This window comes from Nostoc sp. DedQUE09 (genome assembly GCF_034530915.1).
In the GTDB taxonomy this organism is placed as follows: Bacteria; Cyanobacteriota; Cyanobacteriia; order Cyanobacteriales; family Nostocaceae; genus Nostoc.
The window spans coordinates 40,633-57,978 of record NZ_JAVRCE010000025.1 but is presented as its reverse complement, the minus strand read 5'-3'; the positions used below and the strand labels follow the sequence as shown (position 1 = coordinate 57,978).

Annotated in this window: 11 protein-coding genes; 6 read left to right on the top strand and 5 right to left on the bottom strand. The window is 42.0% G+C overall.

Annotation, left to right across the window (positions count from 1 at the left end):
• Window positions 1-171 precede the first annotated feature (171 nt).
• Both RMY27_RS17390 and RMY27_RS17385 read right to left on the bottom strand, forming a co-directional pair.
• Window positions 172-1,497 carry a TIGR03279 family radical SAM protein gene (locus RMY27_RS17390; RefSeq protein WP_322665272.1) on the bottom strand — a complete coding sequence of 442 codons (1,326 nt, stop codon included), beginning with the start codon at window positions 1,495-1,497 and terminating at the stop codon, window positions 172-174.
• Between the two features lie 320 nt (window positions 1,498-1,817).
• On the bottom strand, window positions 1,818-2,642 hold the full coding sequence (locus RMY27_RS17385; protein ID WP_322665270.1) for an undecaprenyl-diphosphate phosphatase: 825 nt from the start codon (window positions 2,640-2,642) through the stop codon (window positions 1,818-1,820).
• 437 nt (window positions 2,643-3,079) lie between these two features.
• On the opposite strand from RMY27_RS17385, the gene RMY27_RS17380 reads away from it, so the two are divergent.
• From RMY27_RS17380 to nadB, 3 genes are all read left to right on the top strand, one after another.
• Window positions 3,080-3,859, top strand: a complete 780-nt coding sequence (locus RMY27_RS17380; protein ID WP_322665268.1) for a DUF3120 domain-containing protein — start codon at window positions 3,080-3,082, stop codon at window positions 3,857-3,859.
• 592 nt (window positions 3,860-4,451) lie between these two features.
• Window positions 4,452-4,880, top strand: coding sequence for a photosystem II complex extrinsic protein PsbU (gene psbU, locus RMY27_RS17375; protein WP_322665266.1), 429 nt, complete (start codon window positions 4,452-4,454; stop codon window positions 4,878-4,880).
• A 172-nt stretch (window positions 4,881-5,052) separates the two neighbouring features.
• On the top strand, window positions 5,053-6,729 hold the full coding sequence (gene nadB, locus RMY27_RS17370) for an L-aspartate oxidase (RefSeq protein ID WP_322665264.1): 1,677 nt from the start codon (window positions 5,053-5,055) through the stop codon (window positions 6,727-6,729).
• Window positions 6,730-7,845: 1,116 nt separating this feature from the next.
• On the opposite strand, the gene RMY27_RS17365 is transcribed toward nadB, so the two are convergent.
• The 3 genes from RMY27_RS17365 to btpA form a co-directional block, all read right to left on the bottom strand.
• Window positions 7,846-10,050, bottom strand: a complete 2,205-nt coding sequence (locus RMY27_RS17365; protein ID WP_322665262.1) for a CHASE2 domain-containing protein — start codon at window positions 10,048-10,050, stop codon at window positions 7,846-7,848.
• Between the two features lie 616 nt (window positions 10,051-10,666).
• Entirely contained in the window at window positions 10,667-11,650 is a 984-nt protein-coding gene (locus tag RMY27_RS17360; protein ID WP_322665335.1) for a vitamin K epoxide reductase family protein, read from the bottom strand.
• 159 nt (window positions 11,651-11,809) lie between these two features.
• Entirely contained in the window at window positions 11,810-12,658 is an 849-nt protein-coding gene (btpA, locus tag RMY27_RS17355; RefSeq protein ID WP_094352113.1) for a photosystem I biogenesis protein BtpA, read from the bottom strand.
• A 756-nt stretch (window positions 12,659-13,414) separates the two neighbouring features.
• On the opposite strand from btpA, the gene rimO reads away from it, so the two are divergent.
• The 3 genes from rimO (at window position 13,415) to RMY27_RS17340 (ending at window position 17,346) form a co-directional block, all read left to right on the top strand.
• Window positions 13,415-14,734: a 30S ribosomal protein S12 methylthiotransferase RimO gene (gene rimO, locus RMY27_RS17350; RefSeq protein WP_322665260.1), complete on the top strand. Its 1,320-nt coding sequence runs from the start codon at window positions 13,415-13,417 to the stop codon at window positions 14,732-14,734.
• Window positions 14,735-15,016: 282 nt separating this feature from the next.
• Entirely contained in the window at window positions 15,017-16,546 is a 1,530-nt protein-coding gene (locus tag RMY27_RS17345) for a DEAD/DEAH box helicase (RefSeq protein WP_322665258.1), read from the top strand.
• 221 nt (window positions 16,547-16,767) lie between these two features.
• The gene (locus tag RMY27_RS17340; RefSeq protein WP_322665257.1) at window positions 16,768-17,346 is read left to right on the top strand and encodes a Uma2 family endonuclease; all 579 of its coding nucleotides are present in this window, start codon (window positions 16,768-16,770) and stop codon (window positions 17,344-17,346) included.

Genomic DNA, 17,346 nt, shown 5'->3' with positions numbered 1-17,346 from the left:
TAACAATAATTTCTCATAAGTTTGTCTAGGAACTTTTAAATAGGAGAAAACAATAATTTCAATAGTCGCAATTATAACCACCAAAATGTAAAAGTCAATCCAGTTCAGATAAGCCCAAACTCATGATATAGAGATGTAATTTATCGTGTATAAAAAAACTGTATTTTCTGCTTAAATGATACAGGTTTTGATTAAATCTTCAACTCCTCCTACTGGTAAAATTTTTGTCTCCAATTTACAGGTTAGTTCTTCAATACTCATATCATCTAAAAATACTAATTCACCATGTTTAAGCATTACATTTGGCAGTAAAATTCCGTCTCCCAAATCTTGACCTTGTAAATTCAACAGCAAATCATGACCCGTTAGTAATCCCGTGACAGTGATACTCTGTCCCCAATAATCACTACATAAAGCACGCATATTTACTTTTAATCCTTCAACAGAATTTAACCGTTTCAAGATAGGTTCAAAGGCGTTTTCTACTGCGTTGCCTACTACCCAAGTTAATGTCCTCTGAGGATAGACTTTTGGCGGTAGTAATTCTGTTGCCGCGGCTGCAAATTGCTTGATAAACAACTGAATTGAACCAACACCATTATCAATTTGGGGATACTCTTCATATTCAGATTCGCTCGGTAATTCTTCACCAGCAATCAAAAACCACTCATCAGCTAACCAAGCGACGTTAGAGGAAAACTTTTGGCGAAATTGTTGCGAGAGTATTCGCACTTGAGAAATTACTTCTTTCGCTTTTTCTCTGGTTACGGGTATGAGTTCGTCTTCTGGAGGACGAAACCTTGTCAATCCGACTGGTACAACTGCCACCGATGCCACAGTAGGCACTTTACCAGTATGAAAAGATGCTAAGTCTTTTAGGGTTTGCTCTAGGTGTTCGCCATCATTTATACCAGGACAAACAACTACTTGAGCATGAATTTGTAGCCGTCTTTCTTGAAACCACTTGAGTTGTTGCAAGATTTGTCCCGCACGGGGATTTTTCAAGAGTCTAATTCTAACTTCCGGCTCCGTAGCATGAACAGAAACATACAACGGAGATAAGCGCATTTGTTCAATCCGCTGCCATTCTCTTTCTGGCAAATTGGTCAGGGTAAGATAAGAGCCGTACAAAAAGCTTAAGCGGTAATCGTCGTCTTTAAAGTACAAGCTAGTGCGCTTTCCTGGCGGCTGTTGGTCGATAAAGCAAAATGGACAGCGGTTATTACACTGAATTAAGCCATCAAATAGGGCAGTTTCAAATTCTAGCCCCAAGTCTTGGTCGTAATCTTTTTCTATTTCCAGGCTATGAGTTTTACCAGCAGCGTCTAAAACTTCTAATTCCAAGACTTCATCAGCACACAAAAACTGATAATCAATTAAGTCGCGGGGACGTGTACCATTGATTGCAACGATCGCATCCCCAGCTTCAAAACCAATCTCTGCGGCTATTGAGTCTGGAAGAACCTTGGTAATTCGGGCAGGATGAATGGTAGTCATGGTGCATAGGGCGTTGGGCAAAACAGTGCTGAGTGCTGAGTGCTGAGTGCTGAGTAAAGAATCTCACTTCTTTACTCAGAACTCAGCACTCATAACTGGGAACTATTGAGGGGTATTGGGCATTATAACGTCTCTCAGTTGAGTCTAATACAGACCGAACCCCCAGCGCTTTCCCTAATAGTGTTGGGGAGTAAAATTCAAAGCCTCTCTCCTTTTAGGAGAGAGGTTTGGAGTGAGGTTAGATTGTATTACATACAAACGAGCGCTCGCTATAGTCATTTGCTTTGGACAAAGGACAAATGACAAATGACTAATTACTATTATCCTTTCCAACCTGCTGCGATCGCTAGTAAGATCGCACTACCAAATGCTAATCTATACCATACGAAAATCAAAGTGTTTTTGGTTGCTAAGTATTTGATCAAGAATGCAATTGATAGGTAGGAAAAGATAAAGGTTGAAATAATTCCTATAATTAACAGTCCAACAATATTATCTGGCAACTGGTGGTCTTGAAACAACTTGAAGATTTTCAGGCTTTTATACAGCGTCGCAATGGTAAGAGTTGGAAACCCTAACAAAAATGAGAATTTCGCTGCCGTATCGCGTTCTAATCCCAAAAATAAGGCTGTCGTTAACGTCGAGCCAGAACGAGAAACACCCGGAATCAAAGCAAGTGTTTGTCCCAATCCAACCAAAATACCATCCCGAATCTGCAATGACTCAAAACCGCGCTTACGAGTGCCAATTTTTTCTGCTAGAGCTAGTAAAAGTGCCATAATAATTGACATGATGCCAATAATTAATGCACTCTCAGGTAAAATATCTTTTAAAAGGAAGCCAAAAATTAAAGCAGGCAGTGTTCCGACTGCAATACCAACAAGAATCTTCCATTCTTCGCGTTCCCAGTCTTTGGCTTTTAGTGCTTCGATTCCACCTTTGACAATACTATAAATCAGCGACCAAAAATACCCCACAATTGCTATAACACTGCCAAATTGAATTGCGTCAACAAAATCTTTAGAACCTAGTTCTTTCCAACCAAATAGCTTTGTCACAATCAGAAGGTGTGCGGTGCTACTGATTGGCAAAAACTCTGTAATACCTTGAACAATACCTAAAATAAAAGCTTGAATAAACTCCATATAGAATTAATACCTTTTTCGTGTTATAGAGATCGTGATGAACATTTTTTAGCTGATGATGTTGCTTTATATACTCTCTATTGCACCCAATCTTGTAGAAAACTCAATTTTACCGATCAAAAACATCATCGAAGACGCTGACTATGTTCTTACACCCACCTCAATAAGTCAACGCAATTTGAAAAATTCATTAAATTTTAATATTTAGCAGACTTATAGCACCTGACTTTCCACCTTTCTGTAGTCCCTCATTTACAAGGAACTACAAAGGAGTTCTGTACATAGTGGAACTCTAATGGATTCGTCTGGCGCAAAATGTTTTGTTTGGTTTGCACCAGCGCTAGTGGAAATTTCAGTATAATTACAATGCCCCAGGGGGGGATTTGAAAATGTGATATCTTAAATAAAATAAAGTTTAGTAACAAATATTAAAAACTTTGATTAATAATACACTGTCTTCCTACAGCGCTTCTACCCCTTCTATTGATACTGAGTTGGATTTAGCTGATACTGGGCTGAAGAGTATCAAGCAATTGGAATCTACACTCTCCCTTTCTCCCTCTTTACCCTTATCTACTTCTGTCCGACAAACTTGGTTAGTGTTTGCGGCGGCGGTGTTTTTAGTAACAGTCCCAGTATTTGTAGAAGCGCCAATAGTGCGATCGCTACCAACTCTGAGTTTAGCGCTGACAGGATTTTGGGTATGGCTAAGTTTTGCCTTAATGTCACGCCCTGCAACTTACGTCTGGGGGGATTTGCTCTTAGGGTTTAGCTGGAGTTGGTTAGCAGGAGCAATTTACTGGGGCTGGTTACGTTGGGAACCTTTATGGCATCTGCCTGTGGAATTTATCGGCTTACCGTTTGCTTGCTGGTGTCTGGCAAAGAATTGGGGCAAGGTAGGTAACTGGTTTTATTTAGGTTCTTTACTCGGTACAGTTTTAACAGATGTATATTTTTATATAGTAGATTTAATGCCCTATTGGCGGCAAATCATGAGAGTAGATGCAGATGTAGTACCACAAATTTTACAAAATGCTCTCATACAAGTACAAGCACCTTGGGGGCAAACTTGGGCGATACTTCTCGCCGTAGTGCTATTAACAGTAGGAATTTCAGCTTTAGGTCGAAATCAAAGACACTGGTATGCCTTTGGTGGCGCAGTTTTAAGCACAATTTTGGTAGATAGCCTATTTTTGTTAGCTGCGATCGCAGCGTGAAGAAGATAGGAGACACTATATGTTGCAATGAGCGTGTGGGCTTCTCTTACTGAAACTTTTCCCAGCCCAATCTACGGCACATCAAAAATGATGCTGTAGATGATTAATTAGTTAAGAAATATTACATAAAATCGATCGGCATCAAGTCTTTTTTGGCAAGGTTTTCGATCTTAGACATCGTGCAGTTTTGTGTCTGCTTTAGAGGTAGAATCAGCCACCCCAAAAAGATTTCGTCAAGCAGAGCATGCTGCTGGAATCGTCGATGTAAGGCTATTGCAGCCATGCAGGCACTCTTTCCACCATGAAAATTTGTGGCAAAAGTATAGTCAAACCCAGTAACGGTAAATATTGTGGATATTAATACGCTGTATATTAGTTTCTGATGACTGCTGTGTTGACTAAGCTATCAGCTTTTGTCCTTTGTCCTTTGTCCTTCGTGCTTGGCGCTCTCACGTAGAGGCATTAACGGCTTCCCGCAGGGTATGACTAATGACTAATACTTCGACTGCGCTCAGTACAAGTGACTAATGACTAATAACTGTTGTTAGCTTAAAACTTTTATTTCTGTTTGATGGAAAGAGGTAGAAAAATCGTGAAAGGATTGGCGCGTTTATTAACAGTGTTTAGCTTGTTACTTAGTTGCTGGGGATGGTTGGGAACAACTCAGATAGCCCAAGCTGCTAGTTTCAACAGTTTTGCTTTTCCCCAAGTCCCAGTTCTGGCAATTGAGCGGCAAAATAGCGCAGACAGGAAGCTAGCAACGGAATTTGGTAAAAAAATTGATTTGAATAATACCAACGTCCGAGCTTTTCAACAATATCCAGGCCTTTATCCCACCCTTGCGAAGCTCATCATCAAAAATGCTCCCTACGAAAGCGTAGATGATGTATTGAATATTGGAGGATTGAGCGATCGCCAAAAACAAACCCTGCAAGCTAACTTCGATCACTTCACCGTGACAGAACCAGAATCTGCCTTCATCGAGGGAGACGATCGGTTTAACAACGGTATCTACAGATAACTAAATTGCAGTTAATGTAGCAAATAGCAGCCCACTCCTGATTCTAGGGAGTGGCAGATGATATGAGTTATGAGTTATGAGTTAGGAGTTATGAGTTATGAGTTAAAAATTCAAAACTCCTCACTTCTAACTCCTCACTCCTCACTTCTAACTCCTAACTTCTCCATATACCTTGTCTCAGATAGATATTCCCAGCCAATTTGATGTTTTAGTAGTCGGCGCTGGTGCCGCTGGACTATACACAGCTCTGTGTCTGCCAGAATCCTTGCGAGTCGGTTTGATTACCAAAGAAACCGTTGCATTATCCGCCAGCGATTGGGCACAAGGTGGTATTGCCGCAGCGATCGCCCCAGAAGATTCTCCCACGCTGCACATTGAAGATACGATCCAGGCGGGTGCAGGTTTATGCGATCGCACCGCTGTCGAATTTCTCGCCCAACACGCCCCTAGCTGTATTCAATCCCTAGTTAACTTGGGAGTAGCTTTTGACCGTCATGGTCAAGCCTTAGCTTTAACTTTGGAAGCCGCCCATTCTCGCCGCCGTGTTCTCCATGCTGCGGATACTACAGGGAGGGAAGTTACTACCACCCTCACCGCCCAAGTATTACGTCGCCAAAATATTCAAGTTATTCAGCAAGCTTTGGCTTTAAATTTGTGGATTGAACCTGAAACTGGTTGCTGTCAGGGAATTAGCCTGTTTTATCAAGGAAAAATCACCTGGCTAAGAGCTGGTGCTGTGGTATTGGCAACTGGCGGTGGCGGTCAGGTATTTGCCCAAACCACTAATCCAGGTGTGAGTACAGGTGATGGAGTAGCGATCGCAGCTAGGGCTGGAGCTATTCTCCGTGATTTAGAATTTGTCCAATTTCACCCCACTGCTCTCACTAAACCTGGTGCCGATCGTTTCTTGATCAGCGAAGCTGTACGCGGCGAGGGGGCACATCTCATCGATAATGAAGGGCGACGTTTTGCCTTTGACTACCACCCTGCGGGTGAACTTGCACCTAGAGATGTGGTCAGTAGAGCAATTTTCAGCCATTTACAACGTACCGCCCTTGATTTGGCTACTGCTCATGTCTGGTTGGATATGCGCCCCATTCCCGCCGACAAGATTCGTCACCGCTTTCCCAATATCATCAAAGTTTGTCAGCATTGGGGCGTTGATGTCTTCCACGAACCAATTCCTGTAGCGCCAGCCGCCCATTATTGGATGGGTGGAATTGTTGCGGATCTAATGAATCGCACGAATATCCCCGGTTTATACGCAGTGGGTGAAACCGCTAGTACTGGAGTGCATGGGGCCAATCGCCTTGCCAGTAATTCCCTGTTGGAATGTATTGTGTTTGGGGCCCAGATGGCTAATATTAAGTTAGAAAATATTGGGCTGACCTCAGAAACACCAGTGTTACCATTACGGAAATTTAGTCCTGATGCTAGTGAGTGGCACATCCAACAAGCACAGCTAGAAACACTCAGGGAGAAATTACCGCGTCTAGTGTGGGAAAGTGCTGGTATTTGCCGGGAGCAATCAAGGCTGGAAAGTGCGATCGCTACTATTGAATCTTGGCAACAAGATTTCGCTGCCTTGCCTTTAACTCAATTTTTGCTTGCTTTACGTCCAGTAGAACCCGCTAGTTTTGACCTACCAGATGTTGAACGGCAATTGGGACTTTGGGCAGAAACCCGCAATTTATTAGATGTAGCTGATTTAATTCTCAAAAGTGCTGCTTTTAGAACCGAAAGCCGAGGCGGACACTTCCGTTTAGATTATCCTCAACCAGACTCAAATTGGCAAGTTCACACACTTATACAAACAAATCATTGGTGGAAATCTCCACTCTTGTCTTAAATCAACTACCTTAAAGAGCCTGACGGTTTTCGCAACCCTAACCACAACATCTTGCAATGAGCCGCCAAGTAAAAAATGTGGTGTCCAAGACGGTAGCTATCTCATCGTGCTGCTCTACCACAATCTAAAATCTAAAATTGCCATCAGCGTGTGCCGCTACCATTATGACTGTCGGGACCACCATAATTTGGTGGAATGTATATGTCTTTTAAATTTTGAGAATTGACCTCGTGGGCGATTAAGGTGTTACTACTAGGACCAAAAGAATTAGCACTTGCAGTACTGAATATACCTGTGCAAGCGGCAATTTTTGGGAGCAGTATGTAAGCTCCTATGAGGAATATCATAAACTTTGTGATTCGAAAGTTAGTCTTCATATTTTTAAGCAAATTTACTAATCTTTTTTTTCAAAAGTATTTTTATTTACTACCGTATATTTACTGGATTTTTTAAAAAACTATTTGAACTTTATGAAATTCTTGCTGGTAGTGTACAAATCATTATGGTATTTGCTTGTCTATTAACCCTCATTTGCCGATATTAAATAGTCTTTATACTTAAGTGGTATTCTTAATAAACGCTTTTTACATCAGTCTCAGGTTAGATATGTCAATGATTTACTGTGAGCATTTTGCTCAATTCACTCTTTATTAATAATATCTTAATACTTCTAAGTATAAACACTATGTTTGCTAAATCAGTAGTTCACAAAAATGTAAGATAATACTTATTTAAGTGTATAGTTTAGACTTGATCGAGTAAAGGTCTGTAAAGATACAACAACATATTTATCGTGTTATAAGGATTTTTAAAACTATCAAACAGCGTAATAAGCGACTAAGTACAAGTATAATTTTTAATGTAGTTTAAAGTACATTAAAAATTATTTTTCTAATTATTTCTGATCGCTAATTGCTTGATGACATCAGTTATGAAGTTTAGTCTTTAAGCCAAAAATGCTTGCTGGGTATATATCTTGGCTAAAAATTTACCTTGCAGTATATAAGCAATATTTTTCAAAATAGTGCCTTAGACATGTCTCTGGTCTAAATTCCTAATTTGAAGGTAAAAATTGTAACTTTAGTGAAAAAAACTGGAGACTTGATTCTTAACTAATTAAGCAAACTCGTAGCGATTTTTACCCAGGCGCTTGGCACGGTACATTGCTGTATCAGCTTGTTTCATCAAAGTTTCACTGTCTTGACTGTTATATGGGTAAACACTAATGCCAATACTCGCAGAGACTCGGATTGTATAGCCGTCCAAAACAATTGGCTTGCTAATACTGCTTAAAATTTTTTCAGCGACTTTAGCAGCTATTTGGACATTAGGTATTGCGCGTAAAATCACAGTAAATTCATCGCCACCCAAACGAGAAACTGTATCACTAGCGCGTAGAGAGTTGCTGAGTCTTCCAGCAATAGTCATTAGCAAGCGATCGCCCGTCTCGTGTCCCAAAGTATCATTGACTTGCTTAAAGCCATCTAAATCGATAAACAGTAGTCCCAGCAACAAATTGTTATGTTGTGCCCAATGTAAGGACTCGTAAAGTTGTTCGGCAAAAAATTTGCGATTGGATAAACCGGTGAGGGGGTCGTGATACGCTAAATAACGTAAGTGGTCTTCTTTGAGTTTTAATTCATTGTTAGAGCGGGATAGTTCATTAGCAGTACGCTTAAGCTGTTCTTCCATCAGCTTGCGCTGAGTAATATCTCGGATGACACCAACTAAAAAGAAATTGCCAGCTGAGTCTTTGTGGAGCGATCGCTTAGTGGCAATTTGATGAGTCTGTCCATCAGCATTTGTAAATTCTTCTTCATGTTCTTGGGGTTGCTGAGTCCGAAAAACAAGATCGTCCTGTTGTCGAAATACATCAGCTTCATGTTTTGGGAAAAAGTCATAGTCTGACTTTTCAATTAATAACTTATTTGGATAACCGATAAACCGACAATACGCCTCATTTAAAACAATCCACTGGTGTTGTTCATTTTTCACAAAAATTGGATCGGGGATCGTGTTGATAACGTGATGCAAAAATTCTTTGGAACGTTTCCACTCTTCTTGCATATGAGCAATATGACTAGTCATCCAAATAGCTGAAGTGCCAAAGCAAACCACTGAGGGAATGAGTGGTATCCACCAACCGTACAAGAAAGCAAGGTATGCACTCACGGTCAATACAAAGCAAGAAACTAGTATACAGAAGAGACTCCTAGTTGCGTGTCGTATCCGCCATATCGTCACAGATCCCAGATAAGACCAAACAAAAGCCCACAAGTATTCCACCAAGTCAGGCCAAACTTTGAGTAATGGTCTTCCATCAACAGCAGCAGAAATTAACTCACTAATAAAATAAGCCTGCAATTGAATACCAGGTATAGGCTTTGCCGTACTCATAACACTGCTGGAGTAGGGAATAAATACAAAATCTGGAAGACTCGGTGCAGTGGAGCCGATAAGTATAATCCGATCTTTGATTAAATTTGCTTTGACTTTATCTGCCAGTACATCTCTCATCGAGACCTGGCGAAAACTACAAAATTCTCTAGAGAAACTTTGACATTTGGGTTTGGGAAAATTGCTCAAAATTTGGTAGCCTCTATCATCAGCTCCCACATAAGCACCATCATTAGCCTCAAAACGAGTAAAGGCTGCCTTACCCAATTGCAAATACTCAGGGTTGCTTTTGGCTTTGGTAGGAGCAATTCCTTTTGATTTTAAATACAATAAAGCCAACTTCAGGGCAAAACTTTCGTGTACTTCACTTTTAACGTGCCAATACAACAAACTGCGACGCACTTTACCATCAAGATCGTACAGCACGTTATTAAAGCCCACTTGATCCCGATCTAGTCCCAGTGGAGGCGAAACACTAAAGTTTTTGTTTTTGTCATTTGCTAGTAATTCAATACCAATTAAGTTGGTTGTTGACTTATAAGCATTACGTAGTTCTTGATTACCAGGCTCTACTGGTAAATTTCTGTAGATATCTAAGCCAATTGCACGGGGTTTGTGGACATTTAATTTTTGCAACAACTGGGCAATCTTCGCATCTGGAATTGGCCACGAACGTACTTCGTTTAAATAAGCCTCATCAATCACTACGATCGTAATCCGGTCTTCTGGCGGTTCATTTGGACGTAAACGAAAAAATTGATCCAAAGCCGCCAACTCCAAAGATTGCAATAATCCAATGGAGTGCAAAAGCAGGACGCAGACTGCAACGCTGGCCGCAGTAATCAATTCTCTGTGTCCTCGACTAAGCGATTGTTTCAGTCCAAAGGTTAACTTCACAAAACGCTTGCCTAGCTGCTGATTCATTCCCATTACCTAGTAGGCAGAAATATTCTCTATTACCTATAGCTATTAACTATCGGACTAACATAGCTCAAGTAGGAGCTAAATAGAGTTTCTAAAAATTTTTTCAACTCAGCAAGGTTCTTTAAGACACTGTGGTATTTGTGATGTATTACCATATATCGAGGTCAATTATCTGACTAAAAGGCAATTGGTACCCTTGTAGCTATCAGCACAGATTAATAAATATTGTTGAAAGTGAGTTCAGTAAATTTAACTCTCAAAGCATTCTTTATTAGAGCCTACTCAATTAAACTCACATTTGCGATCAATTAAGTATTTTACGGAAAATGACGTTAACTTTCAACAGCCACACCTCTCGGTTTGAGCCTGACATGATTACATCCCAAAGTGGCTCTCAAGTCTTATAAAAATAAATTAAAATATACATTTTTACAAGTAAATGTACTTAGCCAATTTTCTTGAGCTTAAGTATTTGTAGATAAAAGCCGCAGGAAAATCAGTAATTGGGTATTGAATAAGACCTATTATCTGTTAGCAAAAACAAAAAAGCCAACTGGAAACAGATTTTACTGTGTTCATCCAGTTGACTATGGGGTGTGAACTACTGAAGGTCAATTTACTTGAAATACTTGAAGTTCCTAGGCCCTGTGTAACCAGAAACTTTCGCTAATTCCTCTAAGTTTTGGACTCCGCTATAGCTTTTACCATTAACGATCCAAGTGGGGAAACCTTCAATTTTTGCAGCTTTACAGAGTTCTGGTTGAGCTTTGAGTCCATCGGGGGCGCACTCTACCTTAATACCATTATTGATTATTTCCTCAGCTTCTTTACCAAAAAGCAGCTTTTGTTCATGACAGTGAGGACACCAATAAGCACTGTATTCCTTTGCACCTACCTTTGCCAGATGGCTTGCTAAGGCTATTTCTGCCTCACCAGAAGTAGTGGTAACTTCCCAACCGAACGCTGGGTTGGGGTTTTCCTGGGGAGTAAAGGTAATTTTAGTGGGTTGTCCAGGAGTTCCAGGTGTCACATCTGATTGATTCACGCCAGCATAGACGCCTAAAGTACCAATCAGCGTTACCATCCCAACAATCAGGGCGGTAAACAAGATTTGTCCAATATCCTCCCAAGTCCGACCGATAATCGTTAGTATCAAAAGACTCACAGAGAACAAAGCTGAACCGATACAGTAAAGACAAATAGCTTTGATTTGAGATGTCAACACATACATTAAGTAGCCGCTAAAGACAGACATAGCGATCGCACCTACCAGCAGCAACCACCACGTCCAATTTTCCAATTGTTTGCGGTTATTGTTTTCCTTGGAGTTGAATACCAAGGGAGCTAAAGCCAATATCACCATACTGGTGTATGCCAAAAACCCAAACAAAGCTAATGGCTGTCCAAAAACCGTTGCCCAAGGACTGGAAAGCACATCATTACAGCCCTTAGCACCAGCCTGTGCGACACAAGCGGCACTGCCTCCGGTTAACTTTTCTATAGTGAGATAACCTGTTATCAGGACACCACATCCAGCGATCGCGGCAATCAATGGACGTGACCATTTATGAATCCAAGGAGTAGAACGACGGCGAATCATAAATATTGGGGAATGGGGATTAGTAATAGTTAGGAGTTTAAGAGTGAGGAGTGAGGAGTGAGGAGTTAAGAATAAGGAGTTAGGAACAATTAATTTAAAACTCATAACTCATAACTCATAACTCCTAACTCCTAACTCCTAACTCTCTTTCCCTACTTTCTAAGAATGTAACTTCACTTGTTCTGCTGATTTGCTTTCACCTTTGGAGTTCCAATTGCGACGGGCGGCTTCCACAAATTGACTAACGCGAATTGGGTCAATTGGTTGTTCTATGCGTCCATGACGTTTTAGGGAACTGGAAACTATTACACCATCCGCTGCTTGCATCAATGTATCAATATTTTCCCAATTAGCCCCACTCCCGATGAACACTGGTGTGCCATTTGCTGCGCCACAAGCTAGTTCCAAATCTTCTAAGTTAGGAGGACTACCTGTCGCCCAACCAGATAAAATAACTCCGTCTGCTAAACCCCTTTCAATGGTGTCTTTCACGGCGACTGTGAGATTTGGAGAACTCAAAGGACGGGCGTGTTTCACCAACACATCGGCCAGGATTTTAACATCACAGCCCAATTCCCGTCGATAGCGGAGTAGTTGATGGGCTTCTCCCTCAATTAATCCTTGGTCAGTTGCCATCACGCCTGTGAGGACGTTAACGCGGATAAATTGTGCCTGCACACAGCTAGCGATCGCTATTGCACTTTTGGCATCGTTTCGCAAAACATTTAAGCCTATAGGCAAAGTTACCAAATTTTGTATCCGCTGCACCACAATGGTCATGGCACTCACAACCACCGGATCGACTTGGTTTTTGGTAAACGGCGCGTCGAAAAAATTCTCGACAATCAGACCGTCAACCCCTCCACTTGCTAAGGCTGCGGCTTCTTGTTCGGCACGATCAATCACCGCTTTTAGGCTACCTCCCCAACGGGGTGAGGTAGGCAGTGGTAGCAGGTGAACCACGCCAATAATTGGTGAGCGAGTTTTAAATATCTGATATAAGTCCACGTCTTTAATCCGCCTCGCGGAGTCCAGAGTCCAGAATTTTTTGACTATTGAACGCCAGTTCAACACCACTCCCCTGAAGGTCGGGAACCTCTATATAAGGGTGGCTCTTCAACGGGGAAAATCCCGCACGTGACTGGCCCCTCTTGACCCTTGACTCTTGACTTTTCATTAACTAGTCAAATGTGTTTTATGATAGTCGGTTTATTGCCTCTTTCCTCAGATGGAAATTGGCGTCAAACCTCCCATAAGATATGTTAAGATAAAACCTGGCTACAAGAGGAGTTTGCCACTCACTAGACGCAAGGCAGCTTTCCGTGGTTTAGGCGTCTTGTCCGCGCACTGTCGTAGGACTTGCCAATCGCCAGGGTAGCATTACTGCTTTATAGGCGTAGTCGCTTTCGTCGATTTCCCTGAGGGTAGCGACTTCTCACAACAAGCCCTTTGGGCGGCTTCCCGATGGGTAGGTTAACAACGCACACGCTATGGTAATGTAAAATACCAATAGGCTAATTGTTAAAAAAGATTACAAGTGTCAAATGTACCCAAAGACACTTCAATTTACCCTGGGGAACAGATTGATAAAAATATCATAACATGACCTCTATTTTTATTATTGATAGGGTCATCATTCTACGGGCAGTTGCTGACAGTGAGAATCTGCCATCGTACTGTTATTAGAAGGATAGCGATCAGAAAAAAGCGAAATTAGCGCCAGAATGTTGACTACAAGAAAAAAAATGAAGATATTTTCAAAATATGGGTGACAAGCCAACAATTGCCATTTCTCACCTGGGCTGCGAGAAAAATCGAATTGATACAGAACACATGTTGGGAATGCTCGTAGAAGCAGGCTACGGTGTAGATACAAATGAAGAATTAGCAGATTACGTTATTGTTAATACTTGTAGTTTTATTGAAGCGGCCCGGCAAGAATCTGTCAGAACTTTGGTAGAACTGGCAGAGGCAAACAAAAAGATCGTAATTACTGGCTGTATGGCGCAACACTTCCAAGAACAACTTTTGGAGGAGTTGCCTGAAGCAGTAGCCGTTGTGGGTACAGGCGATTATCACAAAATTGTAAATGTAATTGAGCGTGTTGAACTTGGCGAGCGGGTCAAACAGGTTAGTATTGAGCCAACCTACATCGCCGACGAAACTACACCTCGCTATCGCACGACAACGGAGGGCGTTGCTTACCTCCGGGTTGCGGAAGGATGTGATTATCGTTGTGCATTTTGTATAATTCCTCATCTTCGAGGAAACCAGCGATCGCGTACTATTGAATCTATAGTCGCCGAAGCCGAGCAGTTAGTTAGACAAGGGGTAAAGGAAATTATTCTAATTTCCCAAATCACCACTAACTACGGTTTGGATATTTACGGTAAGCCAAAATTAGCCGAATTACTTCGCGCTTTGGGGAAAGTAGATATACCGTGGATTAGAATGCACTACGCTTATCCCACGGGACTGACCCCAGATGTGATAGCGGCCATCCAAGAAACACCCAACGTCCTGCCTTATCTGGATTTGCCCTTGCAGCATTCTCATCCAGAGATTCTCCGCGCCATGAACCGCCCTTGGCAAGGGCGCGTAAATGATGGGATTATAGATCGCATCAAAACGGCGCTACCAACAGCCGTATTGCGGACAACATTTATTGTTGGTTTCCCAGGAGAAACTGAAGAGCATTTTGAGCATCTACTAGAGTTTGTTCAACGGCATGAATTTGATCATGTTGGTGTCTTCACCTTTTCCTCTGAGGAAGGAACTCCAGCTTATGAGTTGCCAAATCAGTTGCCCCAATCAGTGATGGACGATCGCCGATACCAACTGATGGAACTCCAGCAACCGATTTCCCAAAAGAAAAATCAGCAGGAAGTAGGCAAAATCGTCGATGTCCTGATTGAGCAAGAAAATCCTGAAAGTGGTGAATTAATAGGTCGTTCAGGTAGATTTTCCCCAGAGGTTGATGGTCTGGTGTATGTCAAAGGCCAGGCAAAGTTAGGAACCATCGTGCCAATAGCGATTCACCACGCTGATACATACGACCTCTATGGTCAAGTAGTCAATAACTAAATTGTCCTTTGTCTTTTGTCCTTTGTCTTTTGTTAAATGACCCTTACAGATTTACCCTTATCCCAATATCAACGCTGCATTAATGGCAGTTTTCATGAGGGTTTACCTGAAGTTCGGGGACTCACTCGTGGGCATACCTTCTCCAAGAGTTGAGGCTTTGCTATCGCCCTTGGCTGACTAAGTAGCCAATAACTAATGACTAATGACTAATGACTAAATGACTAATAACTAATGACTAAATGACTAATCCAAAAATCCTTACATAAAATTTAGGACGAATTAATGACTCTTTCATTCCAAGAATTAGGCATTTCCCAAGAACGTGTCGAACAACTAGAAAAAATCGGTTTTACCGAACCCACTAACATTCAAGTGCAAGCAATTCCTCAATTGCTGGCTGGTCGTGATGTGGTAGGTCAATCTCAAACTGGAACAGGCAAAACGGCAGCATTTTCTCTGCCAATTTTAGAACGGCTAGATATTAATCAAAAAGCCGTGCAAGCCATAGTTTTAACACCAACTCGTGAATTAGCAATGCAAGTTCACGATGCGATCGCGCAATTCATTGGCAATGAAGGATTGCGGGTGTTAGCAATCTACGGTGGTCAATCAATTGACCGCCAAATGTTACAACTCAAACGTGGCGTTCACATGGTCGTGGGTACTCCCGGACGGGTGATCGATTTGCTCGATCGCGGCTGTTTAAAGCTGGATCAAGTGAAGTGGTTTGTGTTGGATGAAGCTGATGAAATGTTGAGCATGGGCTTTATTGATGATGTAATCAAAATCCTCTCGCAAGCGCCCGTAGAACGCCAAACAGCTTTATTTTCGGCAACAATGCCACCATCGATTCGGATGTTGGTGAATAAGTTCTTGCGATCGCCTGCAACTGTCACCGTTGAGCAGCCAAAAGCCGCTCCCAACAAAATTAATCAGGTAGCTTACTTGATCCCCCGCCATTGGACAAAAGCCAAAGCATTACAGCCGATTTTGGAAATGGAAGATCCAGAAACAGCTTTAATCTTTGTTCGCACCAGACGCACCGCCGCAGAACTCACCAGTCAGTTACAAGGCGCTGGTCACAGTGTAGATGAATACCACGGTGACTTGTCACAACAAGCGCGGGAACGGTTATTAGTCAGATTCCGTAATCGTCAAGTTCGCTGGGTTGTAGCAACTGATATCGCAGCACGAGGCTTAGATGTCGATCAACTTTCCCACGTAATCAACTTTGACTTACCTGATAGTGTAGAAACCTACGTCCACCGTATTGGTCGTACTGGTCGTGCTGGTAAAGAAGGAACAGCAATCTCTTTAGTACAACCATTTGAGCGGCGCAAACAGCAAACATTTGAACGTCATAATCGCCAAAGTTGGCAATTGCTGTCGATTCCAACACGCGCACAAATTGAAGCGCGGCACATCCTGAAATTGCAAGAACAGGTGCGGGAAGCTTTGACAGGTGAGCGTTTGGCTTCATTCTTGCCAATTGTCAGCGAACTAATTGAAGAATACGATGCTCAAGCGATCGCCGCAGCAGCATTGCAAATTGCTTACGATCAAACTCGTCCCGCTTGGTTGAGTTCAGACGTAGAAATTCCCCAAGAGGAATCCTCCGCTCCCAAACCAAGACTCGGTAAGCGTCGTGAATCTTCCAGCGATCGCCCTCGTACTGCGTGGAAATCAGATAGCAGTAATGGTGAAGAAAGACATTCTTCTCCCAAGCCAAAACTGCGGACAAGTGGACAGGATTCTTCTACATCCCCTAGCAAAAAGATAGGTTCACCTACAGCTAGGGAATCAGCTTCTTAGTCAACAGTTAGAAGTTAATCAATTTTGGATTTTAGACTTGTCGTGAGCGTTCAGTCGAACGATTTTTAGATTTTTCTGCAATCCAAAATCCAAATATAAAATTGGAGAGTTGAGAGTTAAGAGTCAAGATTTTGGCTTTGGCTCTTGACTTTTTGGCTTTTGAGTAATTTCTTCTACCTCTTTTATGAAGATAAATTTAAAGATGCATTCTTCGTGGTCTTATGTTCACTATTCCAGACTTAGAGCAGCTACAAGCAGAGCATCCAGAATGGCAGATGGAGCTGGTAGATGGAAATATAGTTGTTATGGGCCCATCAGATTATGAGTCAGAAGAAATAGGCGCTGAGTTAGTTAGATTACTCGGTAACTGGGTACGCCCACAGAGGCTAGGACGGGTAACTGGTTCCAGCGCGGGTTTCATTTTGCCTACATTAAACACTGAAAACGGGAAAGAAGCTGATAACGAAAAACGAAATCTCCGCGCTCCCGATGTGTCTTTTGTTCGTGCTGATAGATTGAAAACAAGCAAGCGCGACTTTGTAGAACTTGTACCTGACTTGATGGTAGAAATAAAATCTAAGTCAGACCGGATCAAACCACTGGTAGAAAAGATTCAGCTCTTCTTACAACTCGGATGTACAGTTGGTATCCTGATCGATCCTGACAAATTGACGCTCACAGTTTATCGACTCAACCAAGAACCAATAGTTTTGCACGACAACGACAAACTGACACTACCAGACTTACTACCAGGTTGGGAGCTAGTAGTGTCAGAGATTTGGCCTCCTGTGTTTGAGTAG

Excerpts from the sequence above, each read along its gene's own strand:
- RMY27_RS17390 (WP_322665272.1), bottom strand. The coding sequence starts at position 1,497 with ATGACTACCATTCATCCTGCCCGAATTACCAAGGTTCTTCCAGACTCA.
- RMY27_RS17345 (WP_322665258.1), top strand. The coding sequence starts at position 15,017 with ATGACTCTTTCATTCCAAGAATTAGGCATTTCCCAAGAACGTGTCGAA.
- RMY27_RS17340 (WP_322665257.1), top strand. The coding sequence starts at position 16,768 with ATGTTCACTATTCCAGACTTAGAGCAGCTACAAGCAGAGCATCCAGAA.
- RMY27_RS17385 (WP_322665270.1), bottom strand. The coding sequence starts at position 2,642 with ATGGAGTTTATTCAAGCTTTTATTTTAGGTATTGTTCAAGGTATTACA.
- RMY27_RS17365 (WP_322665262.1), bottom strand. The coding sequence starts at position 10,050 with ATGAATCAGCAGCTAGGCAAGCGTTTTGTGAAGTTAACCTTTGGACTG.
- rimO (WP_322665260.1), top strand. The coding sequence starts at position 13,415 with ATGGGTGACAAGCCAACAATTGCCATTTCTCACCTGGGCTGCGAGAAA.
- RMY27_RS17360 (WP_322665335.1), bottom strand. The coding sequence starts at position 11,650 with ATGATTCGCCGTCGTTCTACTCCTTGGATTCATAAATGGTCACGTCCA.